The following is a 21091-nucleotide window of genomic DNA, read 5'->3' on the forward strand; positions in this document are numbered from 1 at the left end:
CTAGCCTCCCTGCGCCGCGGTGACGATCTCGACGTCGTCGCCGGGCATGAGTGTGGTTGTGGCCCACTGGCTTCTCGGCACCACGCCGGCGTTCCGGGCGACGGCGACACCGAGTCGCTTCCCGTCAGTCGCCTGCCCGTTCCCCGCGATCCGGCGGCCGGTGATTTCGCCGACCAGTTCGGTGACGGTCTCGCCCTTCGCCAGGATCCGGGCCGAGCCATTGACGGTGATCTCGGCGGGTTGGGGTTCAGTCATGGGCGGACTCCTTCTGGCTGGGCGGCGGGAACGGGGTGGGCTGAGAAACGGTCGGGGAGGAAACGAGCCCATCTGGCGTCCGCCGTGCCGTCGAGCAGGTGCAGGCAATGCTCGGCCGCGATGGGGGTGAGCAGAACGCCGTGGCGAAAGAATCCGGTGGCGATGACCAGGCCCGGAATGTCGCCGGCTGCCCGCCCGGGGCCGCGGGCGACCCGTCCGAGCAGCGGCGCGTTGTCCGGTGTCCCCGGGCGGGCGCGGGCGGTGACCTCGATGAGTTCCAGTTCGGCCACCGCCGGCACCAGCACCTGGGCATCCCGCAGCAGCTGGTGCACACCTCCCGCAGACACCGCGGCTGACCCGTCTTCGCGTTGGGTGGCACCGAGAACGACCGTTCCGTCGGAGCGCGGAACGAGGTAGACGGGAAGGCCGCGAACGAGGCCGCGGATGGTGGCGGTGAGGAGAGGGCGGAGATGCTCCGGGACGCGCAGCCGGAGGATCTCGCCGTAGACCGGGCGCAGCGGCAGCGCCAGCCAATCCGGCAGCCCGCCCAGCCGGGCGGCGGCCAGGCCGTTGGCAACGATGACCTCGCCCGCCGTGACCGTGGAGCCGTCCGCCAGGGTGACCCCGACAACGCGGGAGGAAGCATCCGCCGGATTCTCGTGCACGAGCCCGGCCGCGTTCTGCCTGAGGAACGCGTCGTGGGTCCAGTGGTTCGCCGCCGCGGCCTGGCCAATGGCGGATTCCAGCCGGTGCGCCAGCAGCCGGGGGTCGACCTGGTGGTCCTGCGGGGTGTTGAATGCGCTTGACAGCTGCGGGCTGAGCAGGGGTTCGTGGGCGCGTGCTGCGCGGATGGTCAGCGGTTCCACGGCCAGACCGTGCCTGAGTTGCGCCTCGCGCAGGTCGGCCAGCGACCGCCGGTCTGCCGCGTCGGCGCCAACGGTGATGGTCCTGGTCGTCCGGTAGCCGGCGTCAGCGGCGGCCACACCCAGGGACTCGACAAATGCCGGGTACAACGCCGCGGAAGCCAGCGTGAGCTCGAGCAGGTCTTCCTCCTGATAATGCAGCTCGCTGACGGGAGCCAGCATCCCTGCGGCGGCATACGTAGCCCCGGTGGCGGGCGCGGGGTCGAGGACGGTGACGGTGCGGCCGGATCGCGCGGCCGTCCAGGCTATCCCCAGCCCGATGATGCCGGCGCCAATGACGACGACGTCCACGGCGCGCTCAGCCATGAACCCGGTGCATTTCGGTCTGGGTCCGGAATGGGGCCGACTCGCGGAAATCGCCTTTATGGTGGGTCACATGGATCATGATCACGCCCGGCTGTACCTGTGCACCGACGCCCGGAAGTCGCGCGGCGATTTCGCCGAGTTCCTCGATGCCGCCTTCGCCGGGGGTGTGGACATCATCCAGCTCAGGGACAAAACCATCGAGGCTGCGGAGGAACTGGAGCTCCTCGAGATCCTCCGTGACACCGCAGAGCGTCACGGGAAGCTCTGGGCCGTCAACGACCGGGCCGACATCGCAGTCCTGGCCGAGGCCCCGGTTTTCCACATCGGGCAGAAGGACCTGCCGCTGGCCTCCGCCCGCAAGCTGCTCGGTGAGACGGCCGCGATCGGCCTCTCCAGCCACACGCCGGAGCAGATCGACGCCGCCCTGGCCGCCGAGGCGCTGGACTACTTCTGTGTCGGTCCGGTCTGGGCCACGCCGACGAAACCGGGGCGTGCCGCGGTGGGGACCGCGCTGGCCGGGTACGCGACTGAGAGGATCAGAGCGACGGGAAGCAACCTGCCCTGGTACGCAATTGGCGGCATTGACCTGACCAACATCGAGCAGGTCGTGGTGGCCGGCGCGACTCGCGTCGTCGTGGTTCGCGCGATCACCGAGGCGGATGACCCGACGGATGCCGCGCAGCGGCTGCTCGCTCACCTGCCCCCGCTGCGCTAGCCGCTCGTCCGCTCTCATGACGAGGCGCCCGCATGCAGCCGGGGCGCGTCGAAGAAGTCCAGCTCGCACCGCGAGGACTGGGCAAACGCCGTTCTCATGGCCGCTCGCTCCTGGGCCGAGGCGTTGCCCGCCGCCTCGTCGGTGAAGGCGATGGCCTGCCGGGTGGCCGCGGCGAAACCCTCGTCGGCGTAGGTCTCGAGCCACGCCGCGTAGGGGTGCACGCTGCCGTCGCCGCGAGCAAGGAACCGGGCATGGAGCCGGTCGCCCACGTCCGCGTAGAGCCAGTAGCACGGCAGGATCGCGGCCACCAGGACCGCATAGCTGCCCTGCACGCTGGCGGCCAACAGGTGGTCCAGGTAGCCCTTGGTGACGGGGCCGAGTTTCCGCGGCGCGGTGTCAGCGCCCAGCCAGGTGCGGTGCAGGTCTGATTCAACTTCCAGGCACACCCGGGCGGAGTTGGCCCAGAACAGCTGGGCGGACTCGGTCGGGGCCAGGGCGCTGGCCCGGGCAAGCACGCGCGAGTAGGTGTTCAGGTAGAGCGCATCCTGCGCCAGGTAGTAGGAGAACTCCGCTTCGTCGAGGGTCCCGTCGCCGAGCGCCTCGATGAACGGCAGGTCGAAGATGGCCGTCCGGGTGGGTTCGATGTCCTGCCAGAGACTCCGGCTGAATTCCTGCCCGACCGGAGCCTTCCCGGCGAAGAGCCGGTGGAAGTGGTGGATCGGCCCGTTGCCTGCGCCGACCTCCAGGTCGTCCGCGTGCACCAGGGCGTCGTGCAGCCAGGCCTTGACCTGCGCCAGCGAGTCGGCCCAGTCCCCGGTCCGCGCCTGCACCGTGGCCATGGCGGAGGACAGCGAACAGCCGGTGCCGTGCGTGTTGCTCGTCTCCACCCGGGGCAAGGCGAACTCCACCACGGTGTCCGCCAACAGCCCGTGGCTGTTGACCAGGGCGTCGGGGCAGCTCTCGCCGGTGAGGTGTCCCCCCTTGACCAGCACAGTGACCCCGGTCGCCGCCGACAGGCGCCGGGCCTGCTCCACCGCCTCCGACCAGTTTTCGGCCGGCGGCTCCCCCAGCAGCACGGCCAGCTCCGGCAGGTTGGGCGTGACCAGGTCGACGAGCGGCACCAGATTCCGCAGGGCCTGCTCCGCGGAGGGCTCCAGCAGCCGGTCGCCGCTGGTGGCCACCATGACCGGGTCGAGCACGACGAGCGGTGGGCGGTTGGCCTCCAGCCAGGACCGCACCTCCCGGATGACTGCGACGTCTGCCAGCATCCCGATCTTGACCGCATCGATCGACACGTCCTCGCTCACCGCGTCCAACTGTTGCCGGAGGAACTCCACCGGGGGAGTGTGCACGGCGCGTACCCCGCACGTGTTCTGCGCCACGAGGGCGGTGACCACGGCCATCCCGTAGCCGCCGTTCGCGGCGATGCTCTTCAGGTCGGCCTGGATGCCCGCGCCGCCCGTCGGATCGGTCCCGGCGATGCTCAGCACCCTCGGCGTGGCTCTCAACTCGAGGCCTGGGGCGGCGTGCGTGTTCATCTGCGACATCCCTTCGCTAGTGCTAACTAGACAGGTTCAACGGGTTTCATCTCAGCTCCCGCATCCGGCGGAGCACCCCGTGTCAATCTGGAAAGCCTACAAGACCGTTCCCCGGGAGCGGCGCGGATTACGGCCAGGCGGCCTGGAGCAGGATCGGCGTGCCGGCCACGATGAGCCCCAGGGCGAGCAGAGCGGAGTCAGCCGGCAGCCAGGGTGCGGGCTCGGCCCAGGTCCGGCGGACGCCTGCGCTGCGGCCGGCCGAGAAGCCGCGCGCCTCCATTGCCACGGCCATCCGGCCCGCCTGGCGCAGCGACTGCACCAGCAGGGCGAAGGTCATGGCCGCCGCTTGCCGGCTCCTGGTGCTCGGTCCACGCCCGGCGTCCAGTCCCCGCACCCGCCGGATGCGGCGCAGCTGGTCCCACTGCCGGCCCAGGCCCTCGAAGCGTTGCAGCGCGGCGACGGCCGCGACAACGGGTCGCGCGGGCAGCCGGAGTCGCTGGGCGAGGTGGTCACCGAGCGCGAACGGATCCGCGGAGCCCGCGAGCAGAACTCCGGGCAGCACGAAGAAGGCCACCCGCAGGCCGGCCGTGACGCCCGCCAGCGGGTCCTGTCCCGTGCTGAGCAGCCAATTCGAGAACCCCACGGATGCGACGGCGAGCAACCCGGGGATCAGCCGGACGGACGGACGAGCCCAGCCGAAGACCAGCGGAGCCAGGAGCAACTCGACCGCGACGCACGCCGCGGCCACACGGACATCGGTGATGGCCAGCCCGCCGACGATCAGCAACAGGGATGACCCGAGCAGCGACAACGGCCCACAGCGTCTCGCGAGGCCGGTGGGGCGGGGCCGGCGGCGGGGCACAGGTGCCGGTGTGTGCGCGTCGCCGCTGCCCTCGGCCACGGCGGATGCCCCGACCGGCGTCGCCGCGGCATCCGTCAACGCCCCCCTGCCGTGCTCGAGGTGGATCCTTCGGTCGGCCAGTGCGATGAGCAGAGGATCGTGGGTGGCGACGACGACGGCGACGCCGGCGGCCCGGGCGGACAGGATCAGCCCGGTCACGGCAGCCCAGGTGTCACGGTCCTGCCCGACCGTCGGCTCGTCGAGCACCAGCACCGACGGCCCGTGGGCGAGCGCTCCGGCGAGCGCAAGCCGCCGGAGCTCGCCACCGGAGAGCTCGTGCGGGTCGGCGTCCCGCAGCGCCGACAGGCCGAGCGCCTCGATCAGGCCGTCGGCTCGCTGCGCGGACGCCTTTTCGTCCAGGCCGAGCGCCCGGCTCGTGCTCAGCACATCATTCAGGACCGTGCGGGCGACCACGGCGAGTTCGGCATGTTGCGGCACCCAGCCGACACGACGTGCGAGGTCCGTGGACGACCACCGGGCCGGGTGCGGGCCGACGCCGGCGGCCAGCTCCCGTCCCGCGCTCACCGTCCCGGAGGTGGGCAGCTCGAGGCCGGCCAGCAGCGCAGTGAGCGTCGACTTGCCTGCTCCGCTGACGCCGACGATTGCCAGGACCTCGCCGGAACGAACGCTGGCGTCGACGCGCGAGAGCGCCTGCACCGAGGCAGGCACGGCCTGGCCCCCGGGCGACGCAAGCCCGGCGCGCGGACGGCGGACCACGCCGACGGCATCCGCCCGGATCACAACCGAACCGACCGGCCCGCCCGGCAAAGCCGGAAGGCACAACTCCGGAGGCAACCCGCGGGGAACAGGGGCCGGGAGGCCCGGAGCCCAGACACCCTGCAATGCCGGCGCCGCGCCGCGCTCCAGCAGCGTCTCCGCAACGGTGCCGTCTGCGCTGATTCGTCCGTCGGCGTCCAGGATGATCACCCGGTCGACCTCGTCGAGCCAGGGGTCGAGGTGGTGTTCGACCAGCACCATCGTGGCGCCCGAGGCGCGGCCCGCCACCCAGATCGCCGCGCGCACCGTGTCCGCGGCCGAGCGGTCGAGCATCGAGGTGGGTTCGTCGAGCAGCACGAGCCGGGGGCCCAGTGCGAGCACGCCGGCGAGCGCGAGGCGTTGCGCCTCGCCGCCGGACACCGCGTCCACCGGATGGTCCGGGCCATAGGGGAACCCGACCGCGTCCAGCGCCTGCTGCACCGCGGTCCAGATCTGCTCCAGGGGCAGGCCGGCGTTCTCCGGGCAGAAGGCCACCTCGCGTCCCACTCGAGGGGCGACCATCGCGTCCGCCGGGTCCTGCACGAGCAGCCCGGCCGGGGCGCCATGCAGGTGCGGGTCCCGGCCGTCGACGCCGATCGATCCGGCGAGGTCGCCGGCATCCGTCGTGGTGAGCACGCCGGCCAGCGCGCGCAGCAGGGTCGACTTACCGGAGCCGCTCGGTCCGGCCAGCAGGATGCGCTGCCCCTCCTCGATCTGCAGGGTCACGTCGTGCAGGACCGGCGTTGCACGCCCGAACGGGCGCCAGGTCAGCTCGTGCACCTCCACCCGCGCTCCGCGCGCGCGCGGCGGGCGGTGCGGCGGAGCGGCGGGCGCGGGCCGGTCAGCGGGTCGCGCGGGACTCACGGAATTCCTGGCCGGCAGGGAAGGCATTGAGGGCACCGGAGCGGGCGAGCGCCCGCACGAGTGCCAGGCCGCCGAGGCCCGCGATCAGGGCGCCGGACGCGACACCGCAGGCGAGGTAGGCGAGCTTCCATGCCGGGGAGTAATCGGCCGTGTACGCCCACCATTCGTAGCCGACGATTTCCAGGATCGCGGCGGCGACGCCGCCGAGCACGGCCGTTGCGGCGCCAAAGCGCCGCCAGCGAACCAGGGCGAGCACCAGCTCGACGCCGAGGCCCTGCAGCAGTCCGGACAGGAGCACGGCGACTCCCCACCCGTTGCCCAGCAATAGCTCGACATTGGCCGCGACGAGCTCGGTGAAGAGCGCGGCGCCTGGGCGCCGGATGACCAGTCCGCCGACGACGGCAGGGATCAGCCAGACGCCGAGCGAGAGCTCACCCGCCGGGGGAAAGCCGACGGTCACGACGCTGAGCAGCGGGTAGACGAACGTGTCGAATCCCCAGAAGGCGACACCGAACGCCACGGCGAGCATGGCGGCGGTGATCAGGTCGACCCCGCGCCAGGCGGTCAGCCGGCCGGAGGCGAGTATGGTGCTCTTGGGTGCACCGGGCGACGATGCGTCCCGAACGTCGTGTCTTGCGTAGTCATGTTGTTCCTGTTCCCGTGGATTCCGCGGGGACGTTCCCTCAGGCCGCGCTCGCCCGGGCAAGCCCGGCGGGGCACGGCACGAAGGCACGTGAGATTTCCCGACTCCCTTCGCCGGTGCTAACCGGAGCAGGTTCGAGGGTCTGCGGCTTCCCGCACTCTCAGCGCAGTGAAGCGCTCCCCTGTCGTTCACCGATGATGTTACATGGGCACTCGCGCGACGGGACCGGCCGTGCGGCGCATTTCACTATGTGACGTGCCCGAGTCAGCCGCACCCTCGGTGGTCGATGTACGCAGAAAAACGAGCAACCTCGTGCGGGGAAGTCCACCGGCAAACCGCGAGACGCTGGACAGCCCCGGCTGGGATGATGCCGGACCGGCCTCAGCCGGCTGAGATAGCCCTGGCCGCTGAAGCTATAGCCCGGTTCTGCAAAAGGTGCGGAATTTACGCGGGCCAGCGGACAAGCTTGAAGATCATCCGCTCCCCGTATCCGGAACGACGAATGGCCTCCGAAACCTCGGAGGCCATTCGTTTTGGGACGAGTTCCCGGAACAGAATCAGCCAGTTGCAGGAACAACCCCGTGGCGGTACCGGTGGGATTTGAACCCACGGTGGAGTCTCCCCCACACAACTTTTCGAGAGTTGCACCTTCGGCCGCTCGGACACGGTACCGGGGTCGATTGTAGTTGAGTCGGACGTCCCGGCGCGAATCCGCGCGAGCACGCGCCCAGCCGCCAATCAGCGGATGCCCAGAGCAGGGTTGTATTCTCGGCGGGTGATATCCCTGAACCAGCGACTCCGCTCCCTCGTCCTGACCGCCGGCACCGTGGCTGCGGCGGCAGGAATCGGTGCTGCCGCCACGTTCAACTACAAGAAGTTCCGCCTCCGGCTGGCCGAGAACGCGGCAGTGCTGAACGAGACCCTGCCGATCCACTCGCAGTGGTGGAGGGATCACGCCAAGGAGAAGGGCGAGCTGCTCTACGTCGCCATCGGTGACAGCGCGGCGCAGGGCATCGGCGCGAGCAAGCCCAACCGGGGGTACGTCGGGATCCTGGCCGATCACATCCGCCTGAGCACCGAGCGCACCGTGCGGGTGATCAACCTCAGCGTGTCCGGCGCCACCGTGCACCTGGCCGTGCGCGACCAGCTGCCGCGCTTCGTGAAACTCGACCCCGACGTTGTCACGATCGCCATCGGAGCAAACGACATCGCGCTGTGGGATGCCACGCTCTTCGAGACCGGGATCCGGCAGATCTTCTCAGCCCTCCCCGCCCATGCGATCGTCGCCGACCTGCCGTGCTTCCACCTGCCCCACAACGAGCGCAAGGTGGCCGTGGCCAACGGCATCCTGCGCGGCGTGGCGGCGGAGTTCGGGCTGAGCGTCGTTCCGCTGCACACGACGACCAAACGGCAGGGCCTGCGGAGCGTCGCCACCCAGTTCGCAAACGACTTCTTCCACCCCAACGACCGCGGCTACCGGGTCTGGGCCGAAGCGTTCCTGCCCGAACTCAGCGCCGACATCGCGCGTCGGATTCCCCAGGCCAGCGCCGACGCGCAACCCGGCGTCGGTGGCCCCGGCTAGGCTCGCTGGCATGGCCAAGCCCCTCTCGACTTTCCGCTGCACAGAGTGCGGCTGGACCACCCCGAAATGGGCGGGTCGCTGCGGCGAGTGCCAGCAGTGGGGCACCGTTCTCGACGCCGCAGAGAAGGCCGGGATCGGCCGCTCCGTCAAGCCGACGACGGTAACCGGCGACGGCATCGCCCGGCCCATCACGCACGTCGACACGACCTCGGTCGCGCACTGGCCCACCGGCATCAACGAATTCGACCGGGTGCTCGGCGGCGGCATCGTTCCCGGCTCGGTGATCCTGCTGAGCGGTGAGCCCGGCGTCGGCAAGTCCACGCTCCTGCTCGAGGTCGCGTCGAAGGCGGCGGCCGCCAAGTCCCGCGTGCTCTACGTGAGCGCCGAGGAGTCCGTGAGCCAGGTGCGCCTCCGGGCCGAACGCACCGGCGCGCTCCAGCCCGAGCTGTACATCGCCGCCGAGACCGACCTCGCCACCATCCTCGGCCAGATCGACGCGGTGAAGCCCGACCTCGTCATCGTCGACTCGGTGCAGACGGTCGCCAGTTCGCTCTCCGACGGCCTCGCGGGCATGCCCAGCCAGGTGCGGGAGGTGGCATCCACCCTCATTCGCGTGGCCAAGGACCGCAACCTGCCCATCCTGCTCGTGGGCCATGTGACCAAGGACGGCTCGATCGCGGGGCCGCGGCTGCTCGAACACCTGGTCGACGTGGTCTGCCAGTTCGAGGGCGATCGGCCGAGCGCGCTGCGATTCGTGCGCGCCCTCAAGAACCGGTTCGGGCCCACCGACGAAGTGGGCTGCTTCGAGATGACCGGCGACGGGATCGCCGAGGTGCCCGACCCGAGCGGGCTCTTCCTCAGCCGAGGCACCGATCCGGTCTCCGGCACCTGCGTGACGGTCGCCCTCGAGGGTCGTCGGGCGATGCCCGTCCAGGTGCAGGCCCTCGTCGTGGCGAGCCAGGCTCCGAACCCTCGGCGGGTGACGAACGGCGTCGACCCCTCACGGGTGGCCATGCTCCTGGCCGTGCTCGAGAAACGCGCCGGCCTGCAACTGGGCGGAATGGATGTCTACGTGTCGACGGTCGGCGGCATCCGTCTCACCGAGCCTGCCGCCGACCTGGCGATCGCCCTGGCCATCGCGTCGGCGGTGAAGGACCGTCCGATCTCGCACACCGTGGCCGCGTTCGGGGAGATCAGCCTGGCCGGCGAGATCCGCGCCGTCTCCGCGGCGACGCAGCGCGCCGGCGAGGGCGTGCGGCTGGGCTTCACGACCCGCATCGACGTCGCCAGCGGCTCGATCGCCACCGCCGTCGGCCAGGCGCTGGCAACCGGCGTGCCCGACCGCGAGGCCGAGCTCGACCGGGCCTTCTAGACCGACGCCGCCACCAGGGATCCGAGCGGCACAGCCTCGGGGACGGCCGCGCTTTCATCCCCGATGAAGCTCGAAATGGCTGCCGAGTGCACGACGCGATTGCGCCCATTGCGCTTGGCCACATACAGTCGCAGGTCGGCGGTGCGCAGCAAGTCGGAGTTCTGCTCGCCGTCGGCCGGCGCCAGGGCGACGCCGATGCTGGCCGTCACCGGGAGGCCGTGCGTGATCGGCGGCCAATCATAGGTCGCGATCGTGCGACACAGGTCCTCGGAGAGTTTGTAGGCCCTCGCCGCGTCGGTCTCGGGGAGGATCAACAGGAACTCCTCCCCGCCCAGGCGTGCCGCGATGCCGCCGGCGACGGGCTCCACGGCTTCGGCCAGGAGGCGGCCGAGTGTTCGCAGCACCTCGTCGCCGACCCCGTGGGAGAGCGTGTCGTTGACGCGTTTGAAATGGTCCAGGTCGATCATCGCGATCGCGAGGGACGGCCCGCCCTCCCGCAGCTGCAGCAGGGCTCCGCCGAGGTGCTCGTCGACGAACCTCCGGTTGTGCAGGCCGGTGAGGGGATCGCGTTCGGCCAGTTCCCGATAGCGCTCGCTTTCTCGGCGCGATTCCGCCGTCTGGAACATGGCCTCGAGAATGCGACCCTTGGCCTCATTCTCGCTGGCGCCGAGCGCAACGGACTGCTCGTGATAGGTCCGATAGGCCTCGAAGGCCGCCCGGTAATTCTCCTGCGCCGCGTAGACCTCGGCCTGCTCGCGCGCCGCCTCCGTCGTCCACCGAATCAGGCCGTTGCGCTGGGCGAGGTCGCGGCACCGGTCGATGACGACCTGTGCCTGGTCCAGGCGCCCCTGCGTGCGGTAAAGCTGCGTCAGGGCCACCAGGGCCGCCGCCGAGCTGTCCGGGTGCGCATCGCTGAACGCCGCGTCCAGGGCCGGGATCAGCATCGTCTCCGCCTCGGGGAGCCGGCCGGCGGCCATGTACACCCGGGCGATGGTGTCGCGCGCGGACATCCCGATTTGGCGGTCGCTCAGCTCCGAGAGGCCAACCAGGCGTTCGACCGTGGCGAGTGCCTCGACGTTGTTGTGGGCCAGGTGTTCCGTGTAGGCCAGGTTGTTGAGGATGATGTACCGGATGTTGGTTTCCGGGTCGTCGATGACGAGTTTCAGCGCATCGTCATATCGCCTCCTGGCCTCATCCAGGGAGCCCGCCGACCCGAGCGCGTCGGCGAGGCATTTTCGGGCGGCCGCTCGCATCAGCGGAATCTCCGACTCGGCGAGGAGGTCGTTCGCGGCGACGGCGTGCTCCAGCGCCAACGCCCGGTCGCCAACCATCTCGAAAACCGAACCGAGGACGTCGTGGCAGCGGGACTGCAGGGCGACTTCGCCATGCTGTTCGGCCCAGCCCAGAATCTGTTGCACATCGATGGCGCTCGGGCTGGGATCCGTGCGGTGGATTCGCACGGCCGCGATCAGAACGCGCAGGCGACGAGAGGTCGCCCCGTGCTCTCCGTCGCCGAGTTGCCCGAGCCACTCCTCCGCGGCGTGCAGCGCAACGTCCCGGTCGATCCAGAACTGGCGTTCCACGCTCGCGAGACGAGCGTCGACAGGATCGTCCCCGGTCCCCACCACTGCGGCCCACTCTCAGACAGGTACGTGACCCCGGCGCAGATTCCGCAGACCGAGACCCTCTCAGAGAGAGGTTCGACGCTATCGAAAGTCAGCCTAGTGGGTACAGACCCAACGCGGTCCCCACCCGTGGGGGCGATTATTCCCCGCCCTCGCCTTCCGCGGGGAGCGGTCCGAGCGCCCGCATCAGGTCCGCCGGGGCGGCCTGCATCACATGCGGACCGGCGATGTCGAAGAACACCATTTCAAGCGTCTGCTCGTGCACGGTGAGGAACTCGCGCAGCCACTGCGCGTCGCCGACCATGACCCGAGGGTCGGGGTCGTCCGGCAGCATCCGGGCGTAGTTCTCGGTCGACGAGAAGAGCAGCAGCATCCGCTTGTCCGAGCCTTCGCGGCCGAAGACCCGAACCTGCTCGGCCCGACCGTTGACGACGAGTTGCGGAACGATGATCACGTCGTTGCGCAGGGCGTAGGCCACGGCGACGACGTCCTGCGCGGCGAGGGCCGCGGCGAGGGGCTCGGAGCGGGTGGGAGGAGTGGGTTCGGTCACCAATCCATTCAACCAGCCGGCGCCGCTGCAGGTCCAAGCGAAAGCACCTGCCGTGAGCGAACGATCGCTCGGTGCAGCGGCACGGACCTCAGTACAGCAGGAACTGCTTCGGCGTCTCGGATTCGATTCCGTCGACGCTGACCCGCAGGTGGTACGACGCACCACCGGCCGGCGCCGCGTCGCGGGTGGCCGCGTCGCAGGTGTCCTTCGCCGAGCGCACACGCTGCCAGACGACAGGCGTGGTCGAGCTGATCGGGTCGCCGGGCTCGAGCAGGACCGCCTGGTCGGCCGAGTCCTGCTGGCAGTCGGTGGATGTCCAGTAAACGTCCTTGCCGCTCGAGATCGTGAAGACCTGCTTGGAGGTTCCGGCGTTGATGGTGCAGGAGGTGTCGCCGGTGTTGGTGACACTCAGGGAGAGCTGGGGCAACTTGCCCGGCTCATACTTGACCGCATCGGTAATCGCTTCGACCTGCACATGGGCGGCAACGCAGGGGGCGCCCGCGACCGCGGGTTCCGGGGTCGGCTTCGGCGCGGCATCCGTCGCGGGGGCGGAAGCGGACGCGGCCGGCGGCGTGGGGTCGACCGGTTCGCCGCGGCTGGAACCGGGCTTCACGATGATGAGGACGATGATGACGAGCACGGCCAGCAGGCCCAGCCCCACCATGAGGCGGCGGCGCCGGTACACGGTGCTGGACTGGCGACCACCGGGGTTCTTTGTCGTCGACATGCCCCAAGGTTAACGAGCCGGCGCGCCGCTGCCCGGTAATGGCGTGCGTGTCGGCGGAATGGTTCAGGCCAGACGCTTGACCATGCGGGTGTTGCCGAGCGTGTTCGGCTTGACCCGCGCGAGGTCGAGGAATTCCGCGACGCCCTCATCGTGTGATCGCACGAGTTCGGCGTACACGGCGGGATCGACGGTCTCGGAGCCCATGTCGACGAAACCGTGCCGGCTGAAGAACGGCACCTCGAAGGTCAGGCAGAACAGACGGCTCAGGCCGAGTTCGCGGGCATCCGCCTCGAGGCGGTCCAGCAGCGCGTGGCCGACGCCGTGGCCGAGCCAGTCCGCCGACACGGCCAGGGTGCGCACCTCGGCGAGGTCCTCCCACATCACGTGCAGGGCGCCGCAGCCGATGAGGCGCCCCTCGGCGTCCTCGGCCACCCGGAATTCCTGGACGGCTTCGTAGAAGACGACCCGGTCTTTACCGAGCAGGATGCCCTCCTGGATGAGCGGCTCGACGAGCGCCTGGATGCGCGGCACATCACTGGTGCGCGCCCGGCGCACCGAGTAGCCCTGCACTGCGTGGTCCTGCGCTGGCACGCTCGGCCCTCTCTCGTCGTTCTCACCCGGAACGTCCAGTCTACGGATTCCGCTCCGCTCCCCCGCCCTCATGACGAAAGCCGAAGGGGCCCGGCGGATTGCTCCGCCGGGCCCCTTCCCGTGAGTTGCCCCGGGTGCCGGACTACTCGCTGGTCACCGCGAGGTCGGGTGTGCCCGACCCGGTGCCAATGCTGGCGGTCGCGTTGACGCCGATCCCGACGGCCGACTCGCGCACAGTCGTCGTGAAGACGAACTCGCCGGCCTGGAAGTCCACGTGCACGTGGTCGCCCGCATTGAGCTCGCCCTGCAGGATTTTCTCCGACAAGCGGTCCTCGATTTCGTGCTGCACCGCGCGGCGCAGCGGCCGGGCGCCGAGCGCGGGGTCGAAGCCGACCTCGATCAGCCGCTCCTTGGCGGGGAGGGTGAGCTCGACGGTCATGTCGCGGTCGAGCAGGCGGTCGCTCAGGCGCTTGATGAACAGGTCCACGATCTGCAGCAGTTCCGGCTTGGACAGCTGAGGGAAGACGATGATCTCGTCGACGCGGTTGAGGAACTCGGGCTTGAAGTTCTTCTTCAGCTCTTCCTTCACCTTGCCGGCCATCCGGTCGTAGCCCGTCGAGGTGTCGCCCTCAAGCTGGAAACCGACGGGTCCGCCGCTGATGTCCTTCGTGCCGAGGTTGGTCGTCATGATGATCACGGTGTTCTTGAAGTCGACGACGCGACCCTGGCCATCCGTCAGCCGGCCCTCTTCCAGAATCTGGAGGAGCGAGTTGAAGATGTCCGGGTGTGCCTTCTCGATCTCGTCGAACAGCACCACGCTGAACGGCTTGCGGCGCACCTTCTCGGTGAGCTGCCCGCCCTCTTCGAAACCGACGAACCCGGGAGGGGCACCGAACAGCCGGGAGACGGTGTGCTTCTCGCCGTACTCGCTCATGTCGAGCGAGATCATGGCGGCCTCGTCGTCGAACAGGAACTCGGCGAGCGCCTTGGCCAGCTCGGTCTTGCCGACGCCGGTGGGGCCGGCGAAGATGAACGAACCGCTCGGGCGCTTCGGGTCCTTCAGGCCGGCGCGGGTGCGACGGATCGTCTTGGCGAGGGCCGAGATGGCCTCCTCCTGGCCGATGACGCGCTGGTGCAGGGCCTTCTCCATGAAGACGAGCCGCGAGGACTCTTCCTCGGTGAGCTTGAAGACCGGGATGCCGGTGGCCTGCGCGAGAACCTCGGCGATCAGGCCCTCGTCGACGACCGCGGTCGTCTTGACGTCGCCCGACTTCCACTTCTTCTCGAGGCGCAGACGCTCGCCGAGGAGGTTTTTCTCCTCGTCGCGCAGGCTTGCGGCCTTCTCGAAGTCCTGTTCCTCGATGGCGGTTTCCTTGGCGGCACGGACCACGGCGATCTTCTCGTCGAATTCGCGCAGCTCGGGCGGGCTCGACAGGATCGAGAGGCGGAGGCGTGCGCCGGCCTCGTCGATCAGGTCGATGGCCTTGTCCGGCAGGAAGCGGTCGGAGACGTAGCGGTCGGCGAGGTTCGCGGCGGCCACGAGGGCGCCGTCGGTGATGGACACCTTGTGGTGCGCCTCGTACCGGTCGCGCAGCCCCTTGAGGATATTGATCGTGTGCGGCAACGACGGCTCGTTGACCTGGATCGGCTGGAAGCGACGCTCGAGGGCGGCATCCTTCTCGAAGTGCTTGCGGTACTCATCGAGCGTGGTCGCGCCGATGGTCTGCAACTCACCGCGGGCGAGCAGCGGCTTGAGGATGGAGGCCGCGTCGATCGCGCCCTCGGCGGCTCCCGCACCGACGAGGGTGTGGATCTCGTCGATGAAGACGATGATGTCGCCGCGGGTGCGGATCTCCTTGGTGACCTTCTTCAGGCGCTCCTCGAAGTCACCGCGGTAGCGGCTGCCGGCGATGAGCGAACCGAGGTCGAGCGAGTAGAGCTGCTTGTCCTTCAGCGTCTCCGGGACATCGCCCTTGACGATGGCCTGGGCGAGGCCCTCGACCACGGCTGTCTTGCCGACGCCGGGTTCACCGATCAGCACGGGGTTGTTCTTGGTGCGACGGGAGAGGATCTGCATGACCCGCTCGATTTCCTTCTCGCGTCCGATGACCGGGTCGAGCTTGTTGTCGCGTGCGGACTGGGTGAGGTTGCGGCCGAACTGGTCGAGGATCTGGCTGCCCGCGGCGCCGGCCGGCTGCTCGTTGGCACCCACCTGCACCTGCTCCTTGCCCTGGTAGCCGGAGAGGAGCTGGATGACCTGCTGGCGCACCCGGTTGAGGTCGGCGCCGAGTTTGACCAGCACCTGGGCGGCAACGCCTTCGCCCTCGCGGATGAGGCCGAGCAGGATGTGCTCGGTGCCGATGTAGTTGTGGCCGAGCTGCAGCGCCTCGCGGAGGCTGAGCTCGAGCACCTTCTTGGCGCGCGGCGTGAACGGGATGTGCCCGGTCGGCTGCTGCTGGCCCTGGCCGATGATGTCCTGCACCTGCTCGCGCACGGCGTCGAGCGAAATGCCCAGGCTCTCGAGGGCCTTCGCGGCGACGCCTTCACCCTCGTGGATCAGCCCGAGCAGGATGTGCTCGGTGCCGATGTAATTGTGGTTGAGCATCTTGGCCTCTTCCTGGGCCAAAACGACGACGCGACGAGCTCGGTCGGTGAATCTCTCGAACATGATTACTCCCTTGGCGCCAGGGGCAGTTGTGGCGCCGATACATCGAGAGTAACCAGCGAAACTGGGTTGCAGGCGCTTGTTCGCCCTAGGCGTGACGGATGACGCTCGCGCGGAGCCGAGGCCACGGTCGGCCGCGGGCCCCGTCTGCCCTTGCGAGCAGCCGTACCCACGCAAATAATGGCGCGACGAAGCGTGGGGCAAGCGCGAGAGTGCTGCGATGAATCGCACCGAGAACCCCGAGCATGAGATCCCCCGCCTGACCGCAGAGAACGCCCGCGTCCGGGGACAGGTGGAATCCGGGGCGCTCGCGGCGCGGCCCCGCACGCGAGCGCGGGGCAGGGTTCGCGGGTTCTTCGCCATTCTGCTGATTGCGCTGGGGGCCCTGCTCGCGCCCGTCGCGGTGGTCGCGTTCTGGACGAAGGCGGAGGTCACGGACACCTCCCGCTTTGTGGCGACCCTCGCCCCGCTCGCCGAAGACCCCGCCTTTCAGGCATTCCTCGTCGACGAGATCGTCGTGGCGATCGAAAGACAGGTGGACTTCGAAACGGTCACGTCCGACCTCTTCGACGGGCTCTCGGCGCTCGACCTTCCGCCCCGCGCCGAAGCCGCACTCCGGCTGCTCGAGCAACCTGCCGTGGCGGGCGTCCGCTCCCTCATCCGCAGGGCGGCCGAGAAGGTCGTCACCCCCGAGGCCTTCGCGCGGGTCTGGGAGGAGGCGCTGCGGGTCAGCCACAGCCAGCTCGTGGCAGCCCTGCAAGGCGACGAGTCGGCTGCCCTGGTGATCGGCGAGGCCGGCGAAGTGGGCATCCAGCTGGCGCCCGTCCTGGGCGCGGTCAAGAAGCAACTCGTCGCGCGGGGTTTCACGCTGGCCGAGAGGATCCCCGAGGTCGACCGCACCATTCCGATCGCCCAGTCGGATGCGCTGGTGCAGGTACGCACGGCCTACCAGCTCCTCAACATCCTCGGCTTCGTACTCCCCTGGGCCAGCGTCCTGCTCCTCGCAGCCGGCGTCATCGTCGCCCGGCGCCGGACCCGGGCCTTGATCTGGGCCGGCCTCAGCCTCGCCCTCGCGATGGTGCTCCTGCGCGCCGGCATCGTGATCGGTCGCATCCTCTTCCTGGGCGCCGTCTCGCCGGCGTACATACCGAAGGGGGTGGCCGAGTCGCTCTACGACGCCGCCACGCCCTTCATCACCGGTTCCGCGCTGTCGATCGGCCTGGTCGGCGGCACGGTCGCCGTGGTCGGCTACCTCGCGGGCCCGTTCCGCGGAGCAACCGTCGTGCGCCGGTTCGCCACGGGCACGGCCGCGCGCATTCGCGCCTCGATGGAGAGCAGCGGGGTGAGCACCGGTCCCTTCGGCGAGTGGCTGCACCGGGCGAGCCGTTACGTGCGGATCGCGGTGGCGCTTGCGGCCGGCGCGGTGGCGCTGTTCGTACGGCCGTTGACGCCCGCCATCATCCTGTGGACCGCCGTCCTGGCCCTGATTGTCATCCTGCTGCTCGAGGTGCTGCGGCGCCCGCCGGTGGAGCCGTACGTGCCGGTCACGGCGGCCCCCGGGGCCGCGGAGCCGATCCTCACCCCGGGCCCACCCGACGCCCGCGGCTGAGCGGCCGCCCGCTACTGGACGGCGGAGGTCAGCCGGGCGAGATTGTCGAGCACGGTGGAGCGCAGCGGCTGCCGCATCCACTCCTCAAGGGTGAGTTCGCGGCTGTCGGCCCGGTAGCCGTCTTCCACTGAGCGCATTTCCTGAACGAACGACTTGCCGCGCACCATGAGCGAGATCTCGAAGTTGAGGCTGAACGATCGCATGTCCATGTTGCTGGACCCGATCACCGCGACGTCGTCATCGATCGTGAAGTGCTTGGCGTGCAGCACGTAGGGCGCCTTGTAGAGGTAGACGTGCACTCCGGCGCGCAGTAACTCCTCGTAGTACGAGCGCTGGGCGTGGTGGACGAGCGCCTGGTCGCCGATCTCGGAGACGAACAACTCGACATGCAGCCCCCGCTGCGTGGCCGTCGTGATCGCGTACATGATCGACTCGTCCGGCACGAAGTACGGGCTGGTGATGATGATGCGTTCCTGTGCGTAGTAGAGCAGGGCCAGGAACAGCCGGAGGTTGTTCTCGCGCACGAAGCCGGGCCCGCTGGGCACGAGCTGGCAGTCCAGCGCCTGGGACAGTGGTTGCTGCCGCACCGGGTGGATTTCCCGGGTCAGCAGGTCGTTCGTTTCGCTGTACCAGTCGGTGATGAAGATCGCGTTGAGCCCGGCGACAATCGGCCCCTCGAGGCGGGTCATCAGGTCTTTCCACTTGAGCCCGCGCCGGATGTTCCGGGGCGCGTTGTAGGTGCGGTCGATGATGTTCTGCGATCCCATGAACCCGACCGTGCCGTCCACGATCAGCAGCTTGCGGTGGTTGCGCAGGTCGGGCCGCTGCCACTTCCCCTTGAGCGGCTGCAGCGGCAGCATCAGCTCCCATTCGACACCGGCCTCGGTGAGCCAGCGGATGGTTTCCTTGTAGCCGACCTGGCGCTTGGATTGGATGTGGTCCATCAGCACGCGCACGGTGACGCCCCGGTCGACGGCCCGCTTGAGCGAGTCGAAGAACGGCGCGGTGGTGGGATCGAGGGCGAGGATGTAGAACTCGACGTTGACGTACTTGCGGGCCTTGTCGATGTCGCTGACCATCGCGGCGAATGTGGCCTCGTAGTCGCCGAGCAGCCGGGCGGTGTTGTCTCCGACGAGCGGCATGGCGCCCAGGTTGCGGTTCAGCTCGACAACGGATTCCAGCCAGGTCGGCCACACATGGTCGCGCCGCACCAGTTCCATGCCGTCGGTGCTGTCGATGATGAACTGGTTGATTTCCGCCTGCATGGCCAGGCGCCGCCTGGGCAGGGTGCGGTAGCCGATCAGGAGGAAAAGCAGAATGCCGATGTAGGGGAGGAAGAAGATGGCGAGCAGCCAGGCCATGCCCGAGGTGGGCCGGCGATTGCGGGGCACGACGATGATGGCGATGACGCGGATGACGAAGTCCACGAGCACGGCCAGCGCGACGATGATTGTCGTGCCGTTGATGTCGGGCATGCGGGCCTAGTTGGCGGGTTTGTCGTGCGAGGCGAGGCCGAGTTTGGCGCGCTCTTCGGCTTCGATCTGCGCGTAGGCCTTCCGTTCGGTGCGGTCGGCATGGATGATGGCGCGCATCACGAACCAGAAAACGAGTCCGATCAAAACGGTGGGCGCGAGCGACCCCAGTGCGTTGGCCCAGAAATCATCCATAGTCCTCCTAGGGTACCCCGCGAAAACGCAGTTGTGCGCGCTAAAACGTCGCTATAACGCGAACAACTGCGGGTTCGCGGGGTGTCGTCGTTACTTGGTCAGGATCCCGTAGACGCCGGAAACGATCAGGTAGAGGCCGACGCCGCTGACGACCACCCAGACGATGATCCGGTTCGTCGACGGCCCCTTTTTGCCGTCTTCCGGCTTCAGCTCGTCCTTGGGCAGATAGCTCATCAGAATCTCACTTCACTAGCGGGAACAGGATTGTCTCCCGGATGCCGAGGCCGGTCAGGGCCATCAGCAGCCGGTCGATGCCCATCCCCATACCGCCGGTCGGGGGCATGCCGTATTCCAGCGCGCGCAGGAACTCCTCGTCGAGGCGCATCGCTTCGGGGTCGCCGCCGGCGGCCAGCCTGGCCTGCTCGACGAATCGCTCCCGCTGCACGACCGGGTCGACGAGCTCGGAGTAGCCGGTTGCCAGCTCGAAGCCGCGCACGTACAGGTCCCACTTCTCCACGACTCCGGCGATGCTGCGGTGGCCGCGCACCAGCGGGCTCGTGTCGACGGGGAAGTCCATCACGAACGTGGGGCGGGTGAGCCCGCCCTTGACGAAGTGCTCCCACAGCTCCTCGACGTACTTGCCGTGGATGGGGTGGTCAATGTCGACACCCTCGCGGTCGGCGAGGGCCTTGAGCTGGGCGATCGACGTCTCCGGGGAGATCGCGACACCCACCGCTGCGGAGAGGCTGTCGTACATGCTGATCCGGTCCCAGTCGCCGCCGAGGTCGAACTCGGTGCCGTCGGCCCAGGCCACGACGTGCGAACCGGAGATCGCGAACGCGGCATCCTGGATCAGGGTCTGCGTCAGGTCCGCGATCGAGTTGTAGTCGCCGTACGCCTCGTACGCCTCGAGCATCGAGAACTCCGGCGAGTGCGTGGAGTCGGCGCCCTCGTTGCGGAAGTTGCGGTTGATTTCGTAGACGCGGTCGATACCGCCGACGACGGCGCGCTTGAGGAAGAGCTCCGGCGCGATGCGCAGGAACAACTCGGTGTCGAACGCGTTGCTGTGGGTGGCGAACGGGCGGGCGGATGCTCCGCCGTGCATGACCTGCAGCATCGGCGTCTCGATCTCGATGAAGTCGCGCGCGGTGAACGTCGCCCGGAGGCTGGCCACGGCCTGCGAGCGCTGCACCACGTTGCGGCGGGCCTGCTCCCTGGCGATGAGGTCGAGGTAGCGGCTGCGCACCCGGGTCTCCTCGCTCAGCTCGCTGTGCAGGTTCGGCAACGGCAGCACGGCCTTGGCTGCGACCTGCCACTCGGTGACCATGATCGACAGCTCGCCGCGGCGGGAGGAGATCACCTCGCCGGAGACGAAGACGTGGTCGCCCAGGTCGACGAGGTCCTTCCAGTCGGCCAGCGAGGCCTCCCCCACCTCGCCGAGCGAGACCATGGCCTGGATCCGGCTGCCGTCGCCGGCCTGCAGGCTCGCGAAGCACAGCTTGCCGGTGTTGCGCAGGTGCACGATCCGGCCGGCGAGGCCGACCGTGACGCCGGTTGTGGCATCCGCTTCGAGCTCGCCGTAGCGCGCGCGCACGGCCGGGATGGTGTCGGTCACGGGCACCGAGACCGGGTACGCGCCGCCGCCGGGGCCCGTCGCGGCGGCGTTCAACCGCTCGCGCTTGGCCAGGCGCACGGCCTTCTGCTCGGTGATTTCGTCGGTGATCTCGTCGGTGCTGACCGCAGGGGCTGCGTCGTGGTGCTCGCTCATGGTTCTCCGTCGGCCTGCGGCACGGGCGGGGCCC

18 protein-coding genes, 1 tRNA gene and 2 riboswitches are annotated in these 21091 nt (G+C 69.2%); of the genes, 4 read left to right on the forward strand and 15 right to left on the reverse strand.

Going from position 1 to position 21091, the window contains the following annotated elements; translation table 11 throughout:
• Both thiS and thiO read right to left on the reverse strand, forming a co-directional pair.
• Entirely contained in the window at nucleotides 1-255 is a 255-nt protein-coding gene (gene thiS, locus E3T54_RS08865) for a sulfur carrier protein ThiS (RefSeq protein ID WP_134475370.1), read from the reverse strand.
• Entirely contained in the window at nucleotides 252-1484 is a 1233-nt protein-coding gene (gene thiO / locus E3T54_RS08870) for a glycine oxidase ThiO (RefSeq protein WP_134475371.1), read from the reverse strand. The genes thiS and thiO overlap by 4 nt, the downstream gene beginning before the upstream one ends.
• Nucleotides 1485-1554: 70 nt before the next feature.
• Between thiO and thiE the strand changes: the two genes are divergently transcribed.
• Entirely contained in the window at nucleotides 1555-2199 is a 645-nt protein-coding gene (gene thiE, locus E3T54_RS08875) for a thiamine phosphate synthase (protein ID WP_241977141.1), read from the forward strand.
• A gap of 14 nt (nucleotides 2200-2213) precedes the next feature.
• Here thiE and thiD read toward each other — a convergent pair whose 3' ends face one another.
• The 4 genes from thiD to E3T54_RS08895 form a co-directional block, all read right to left on the reverse strand.
• On the reverse strand, nucleotides 2214-3737 hold the full coding sequence (gene thiD, locus E3T54_RS08880; RefSeq protein ID WP_134475373.1) for a bifunctional hydroxymethylpyrimidine kinase/phosphomethylpyrimidine kinase: 1524 nt from the start codon (nucleotides 3735-3737) through the stop codon (nucleotides 2214-2216).
• Nucleotides 3729-3827: riboswitch (TPP riboswitch) on the reverse strand. Its footprint overlaps the gene before it by 9 nt.
• Nucleotides 3828-3864: 37 nt before the next feature.
• On the reverse strand, nucleotides 3865-6180 hold the full coding sequence (locus E3T54_RS08885) for an ATP-binding cassette domain-containing protein (RefSeq protein ID WP_166804871.1): 2316 nt from the start codon (nucleotides 6178-6180) through the stop codon (nucleotides 3865-3867).
• Between the two features lie 55 nt (nucleotides 6181-6235).
• The gene (locus tag E3T54_RS08890; protein ID WP_134475375.1) at nucleotides 6236-6787 is read right to left on the reverse strand and encodes an ECF transporter S component; all 552 of its coding nucleotides are present in this window, start codon (nucleotides 6785-6787) and stop codon (nucleotides 6236-6238) included.
• Between the two features lie 202 nt (nucleotides 6788-6989).
• Nucleotides 6990-7094, reverse strand: a riboswitch (TPP riboswitch).
• A gap of 389 nt (nucleotides 7095-7483) precedes the next feature.
• A tRNA-Ser gene (locus E3T54_RS08895) sits at nucleotides 7484-7573 on the reverse strand.
• Between the two features lie 103 nt (nucleotides 7574-7676).
• Here E3T54_RS08895 and E3T54_RS08900 point away from each other — a divergent pair.
• Both E3T54_RS08900 and radA read left to right on the forward strand, forming a co-directional pair.
• Entirely contained in the window at nucleotides 7677-8483 is an 807-nt protein-coding gene (locus tag E3T54_RS08900; RefSeq protein WP_241977142.1) for an SGNH/GDSL hydrolase family protein, read from the forward strand.
• 10 nt (nucleotides 8484-8493) lie between these two features.
• Complete coding sequence (gene radA, locus E3T54_RS08905; protein WP_134475377.1) at nucleotides 8494-9855, forward strand: DNA repair protein RadA; 1362 nt, start codon at nucleotides 8494-8496, stop codon at nucleotides 9853-9855.
• Here the strand turns inward: radA and E3T54_RS08910 are convergent.
• From E3T54_RS08910 to E3T54_RS08930, 5 genes are all read right to left on the reverse strand, one after another.
• Nucleotides 9852-11438: a diguanylate cyclase gene (locus E3T54_RS08910; protein ID WP_134475378.1), complete on the reverse strand. Its 1587-nt coding sequence runs from the start codon at nucleotides 11436-11438 to the stop codon at nucleotides 9852-9854. The genes radA and E3T54_RS08910 overlap by 4 nt on opposite strands.
• Nucleotides 11439-11619: 181 nt before the next feature.
• The gene (locus tag E3T54_RS08915; protein ID WP_241977143.1) at nucleotides 11620-12030 is read right to left on the reverse strand and encodes a dehydrogenase; all 411 of its coding nucleotides are present in this window, start codon (nucleotides 12028-12030) and stop codon (nucleotides 11620-11622) included.
• An 88-nt stretch (nucleotides 12031-12118) separates the two neighbouring features.
• Nucleotides 12119-12757, reverse strand: a complete 639-nt coding sequence (locus E3T54_RS08920; RefSeq protein ID WP_134475379.1) for a hypothetical protein — start codon at nucleotides 12755-12757, stop codon at nucleotides 12119-12121.
• 63 nt (nucleotides 12758-12820) lie between these two features.
• Nucleotides 12821-13348 carry an amino-acid N-acetyltransferase gene (locus E3T54_RS08925; protein WP_370255268.1) on the reverse strand — a complete coding sequence of 176 codons (528 nt, stop codon included), beginning with the start codon at nucleotides 13346-13348 and terminating at the stop codon, nucleotides 12821-12823.
• Nucleotides 13349-13490: 142 nt separating this feature from the next.
• A complete protein-coding gene (locus tag E3T54_RS08930; RefSeq protein WP_092323461.1) occupies nucleotides 13491-16016 on the reverse strand; it encodes an ATP-dependent Clp protease ATP-binding subunit in 2526 nt (841 codons plus the stop codon).
• Nucleotides 16017-16233: 217 nt separating this feature from the next.
• On the opposite strand from E3T54_RS08930, the gene E3T54_RS08935 reads away from it, so the two are divergent.
• Complete coding sequence (locus E3T54_RS08935) at nucleotides 16234-17622, forward strand: hypothetical protein (RefSeq protein ID WP_134475381.1); 1389 nt, start codon at nucleotides 16234-16236, stop codon at nucleotides 17620-17622.
• 11 nt (nucleotides 17623-17633) lie between these two features.
• On the opposite strand, the gene cls is transcribed toward E3T54_RS08935, so the two are convergent.
• The 4 genes from cls to lysS form a co-directional block, all read right to left on the reverse strand.
• Nucleotides 17634-19097, reverse strand: coding sequence for a cardiolipin synthase (gene cls / locus E3T54_RS08940; protein WP_092323464.1), 1464 nt, complete (start codon nucleotides 19095-19097; stop codon nucleotides 17634-17636).
• 6 nt (nucleotides 19098-19103) lie between these two features.
• Nucleotides 19104-19289: a hypothetical protein gene (locus E3T54_RS08945; protein WP_092323466.1), complete on the reverse strand. Its 186-nt coding sequence runs from the start codon at nucleotides 19287-19289 to the stop codon at nucleotides 19104-19106.
• 90 nt (nucleotides 19290-19379) lie between these two features.
• The gene (locus E3T54_RS16785; protein ID WP_166784453.1) at nucleotides 19380-19523 is read right to left on the reverse strand and encodes a hypothetical protein; all 144 of its coding nucleotides are present in this window, start codon (nucleotides 19521-19523) and stop codon (nucleotides 19380-19382) included.
• A gap of 7 nt (nucleotides 19524-19530) precedes the next feature.
• Entirely contained in the window at nucleotides 19531-21057 is a 1527-nt protein-coding gene (lysS, locus tag E3T54_RS08950; RefSeq protein WP_134475382.1) for a lysine--tRNA ligase, read from the reverse strand.
• Nucleotides 21058-21091: the final 34 nt, after the last annotated feature.

The organism is Cryobacterium sp. Sr8 (genome assembly GCF_004403225.1).
In the GTDB taxonomy this organism is placed as follows: Bacteria; Actinomycetota; Actinomycetes; order Actinomycetales; family Microbacteriaceae; genus Cryobacterium; species Cryobacterium psychrotolerans.

Excerpts from the sequence above, each read along its gene's own strand:
- E3T54_RS08890 (WP_134475375.1), bottom strand. The coding sequence starts at position 6,787 with ATGCTCGCCGTGGCGTTCGGTGTCGCCTTCTGGGGATTCGACACGTTC.
- E3T54_RS16785 (WP_166784453.1), bottom strand. The coding sequence starts at position 19,523 with ATGAGCTATCTGCCCAAGGACGAGCTGAAGCCGGAAGACGGCAAAAAG.
- cls (WP_092323464.1), bottom strand. The coding sequence starts at position 19,097 with ATGCCCGACATCAACGGCACGACAATCATCGTCGCGCTGGCCGTGCTC.
- E3T54_RS08920 (WP_134475379.1), bottom strand. The coding sequence starts at position 12,757 with ATGTCGACGACAAAGAACCCCGGTGGTCGCCAGTCCAGCACCGTGTAC.
- E3T54_RS08935 (WP_134475381.1), top strand. The coding sequence starts at position 16,234 with ATGAATCGCACCGAGAACCCCGAGCATGAGATCCCCCGCCTGACCGCA.
- thiO (WP_134475371.1), bottom strand. The coding sequence starts at position 1,484 with ATGGCTGAGCGCGCCGTGGACGTCGTCGTCATTGGCGCCGGCATCATC.
- thiE (WP_241977141.1), top strand. The coding sequence starts at position 1,555 with ATGGATCATGATCACGCCCGGCTGTACCTGTGCACCGACGCCCGGAAG.
- radA (WP_134475377.1), top strand. The coding sequence starts at position 8,494 with ATGGCCAAGCCCCTCTCGACTTTCCGCTGCACAGAGTGCGGCTGGACC.
- E3T54_RS08945 (WP_092323466.1), bottom strand. The coding sequence starts at position 19,289 with ATGGATGATTTCTGGGCCAACGCACTGGGGTCGCTCGCGCCCACCGTT.
- thiD (WP_134475373.1), bottom strand. The coding sequence starts at position 3,737 with ATGAACACGCACGCCGCCCCAGGCCTCGAGTTGAGAGCCACGCCGAGG.
- thiS (WP_134475370.1), bottom strand. The coding sequence starts at position 255 with ATGACTGAACCCCAACCCGCCGAGATCACCGTCAATGGCTCGGCCCGG.
- lysS (WP_134475382.1), bottom strand. The coding sequence starts at position 21,057 with ATGAGCGAGCACCACGACGCAGCCCCTGCGGTCAGCACCGACGAGATC.
- E3T54_RS08930 (WP_092323461.1), bottom strand. The coding sequence starts at position 16,016 with ATGTTCGAGAGATTCACCGACCGAGCTCGTCGCGTCGTCGTTTTGGCC.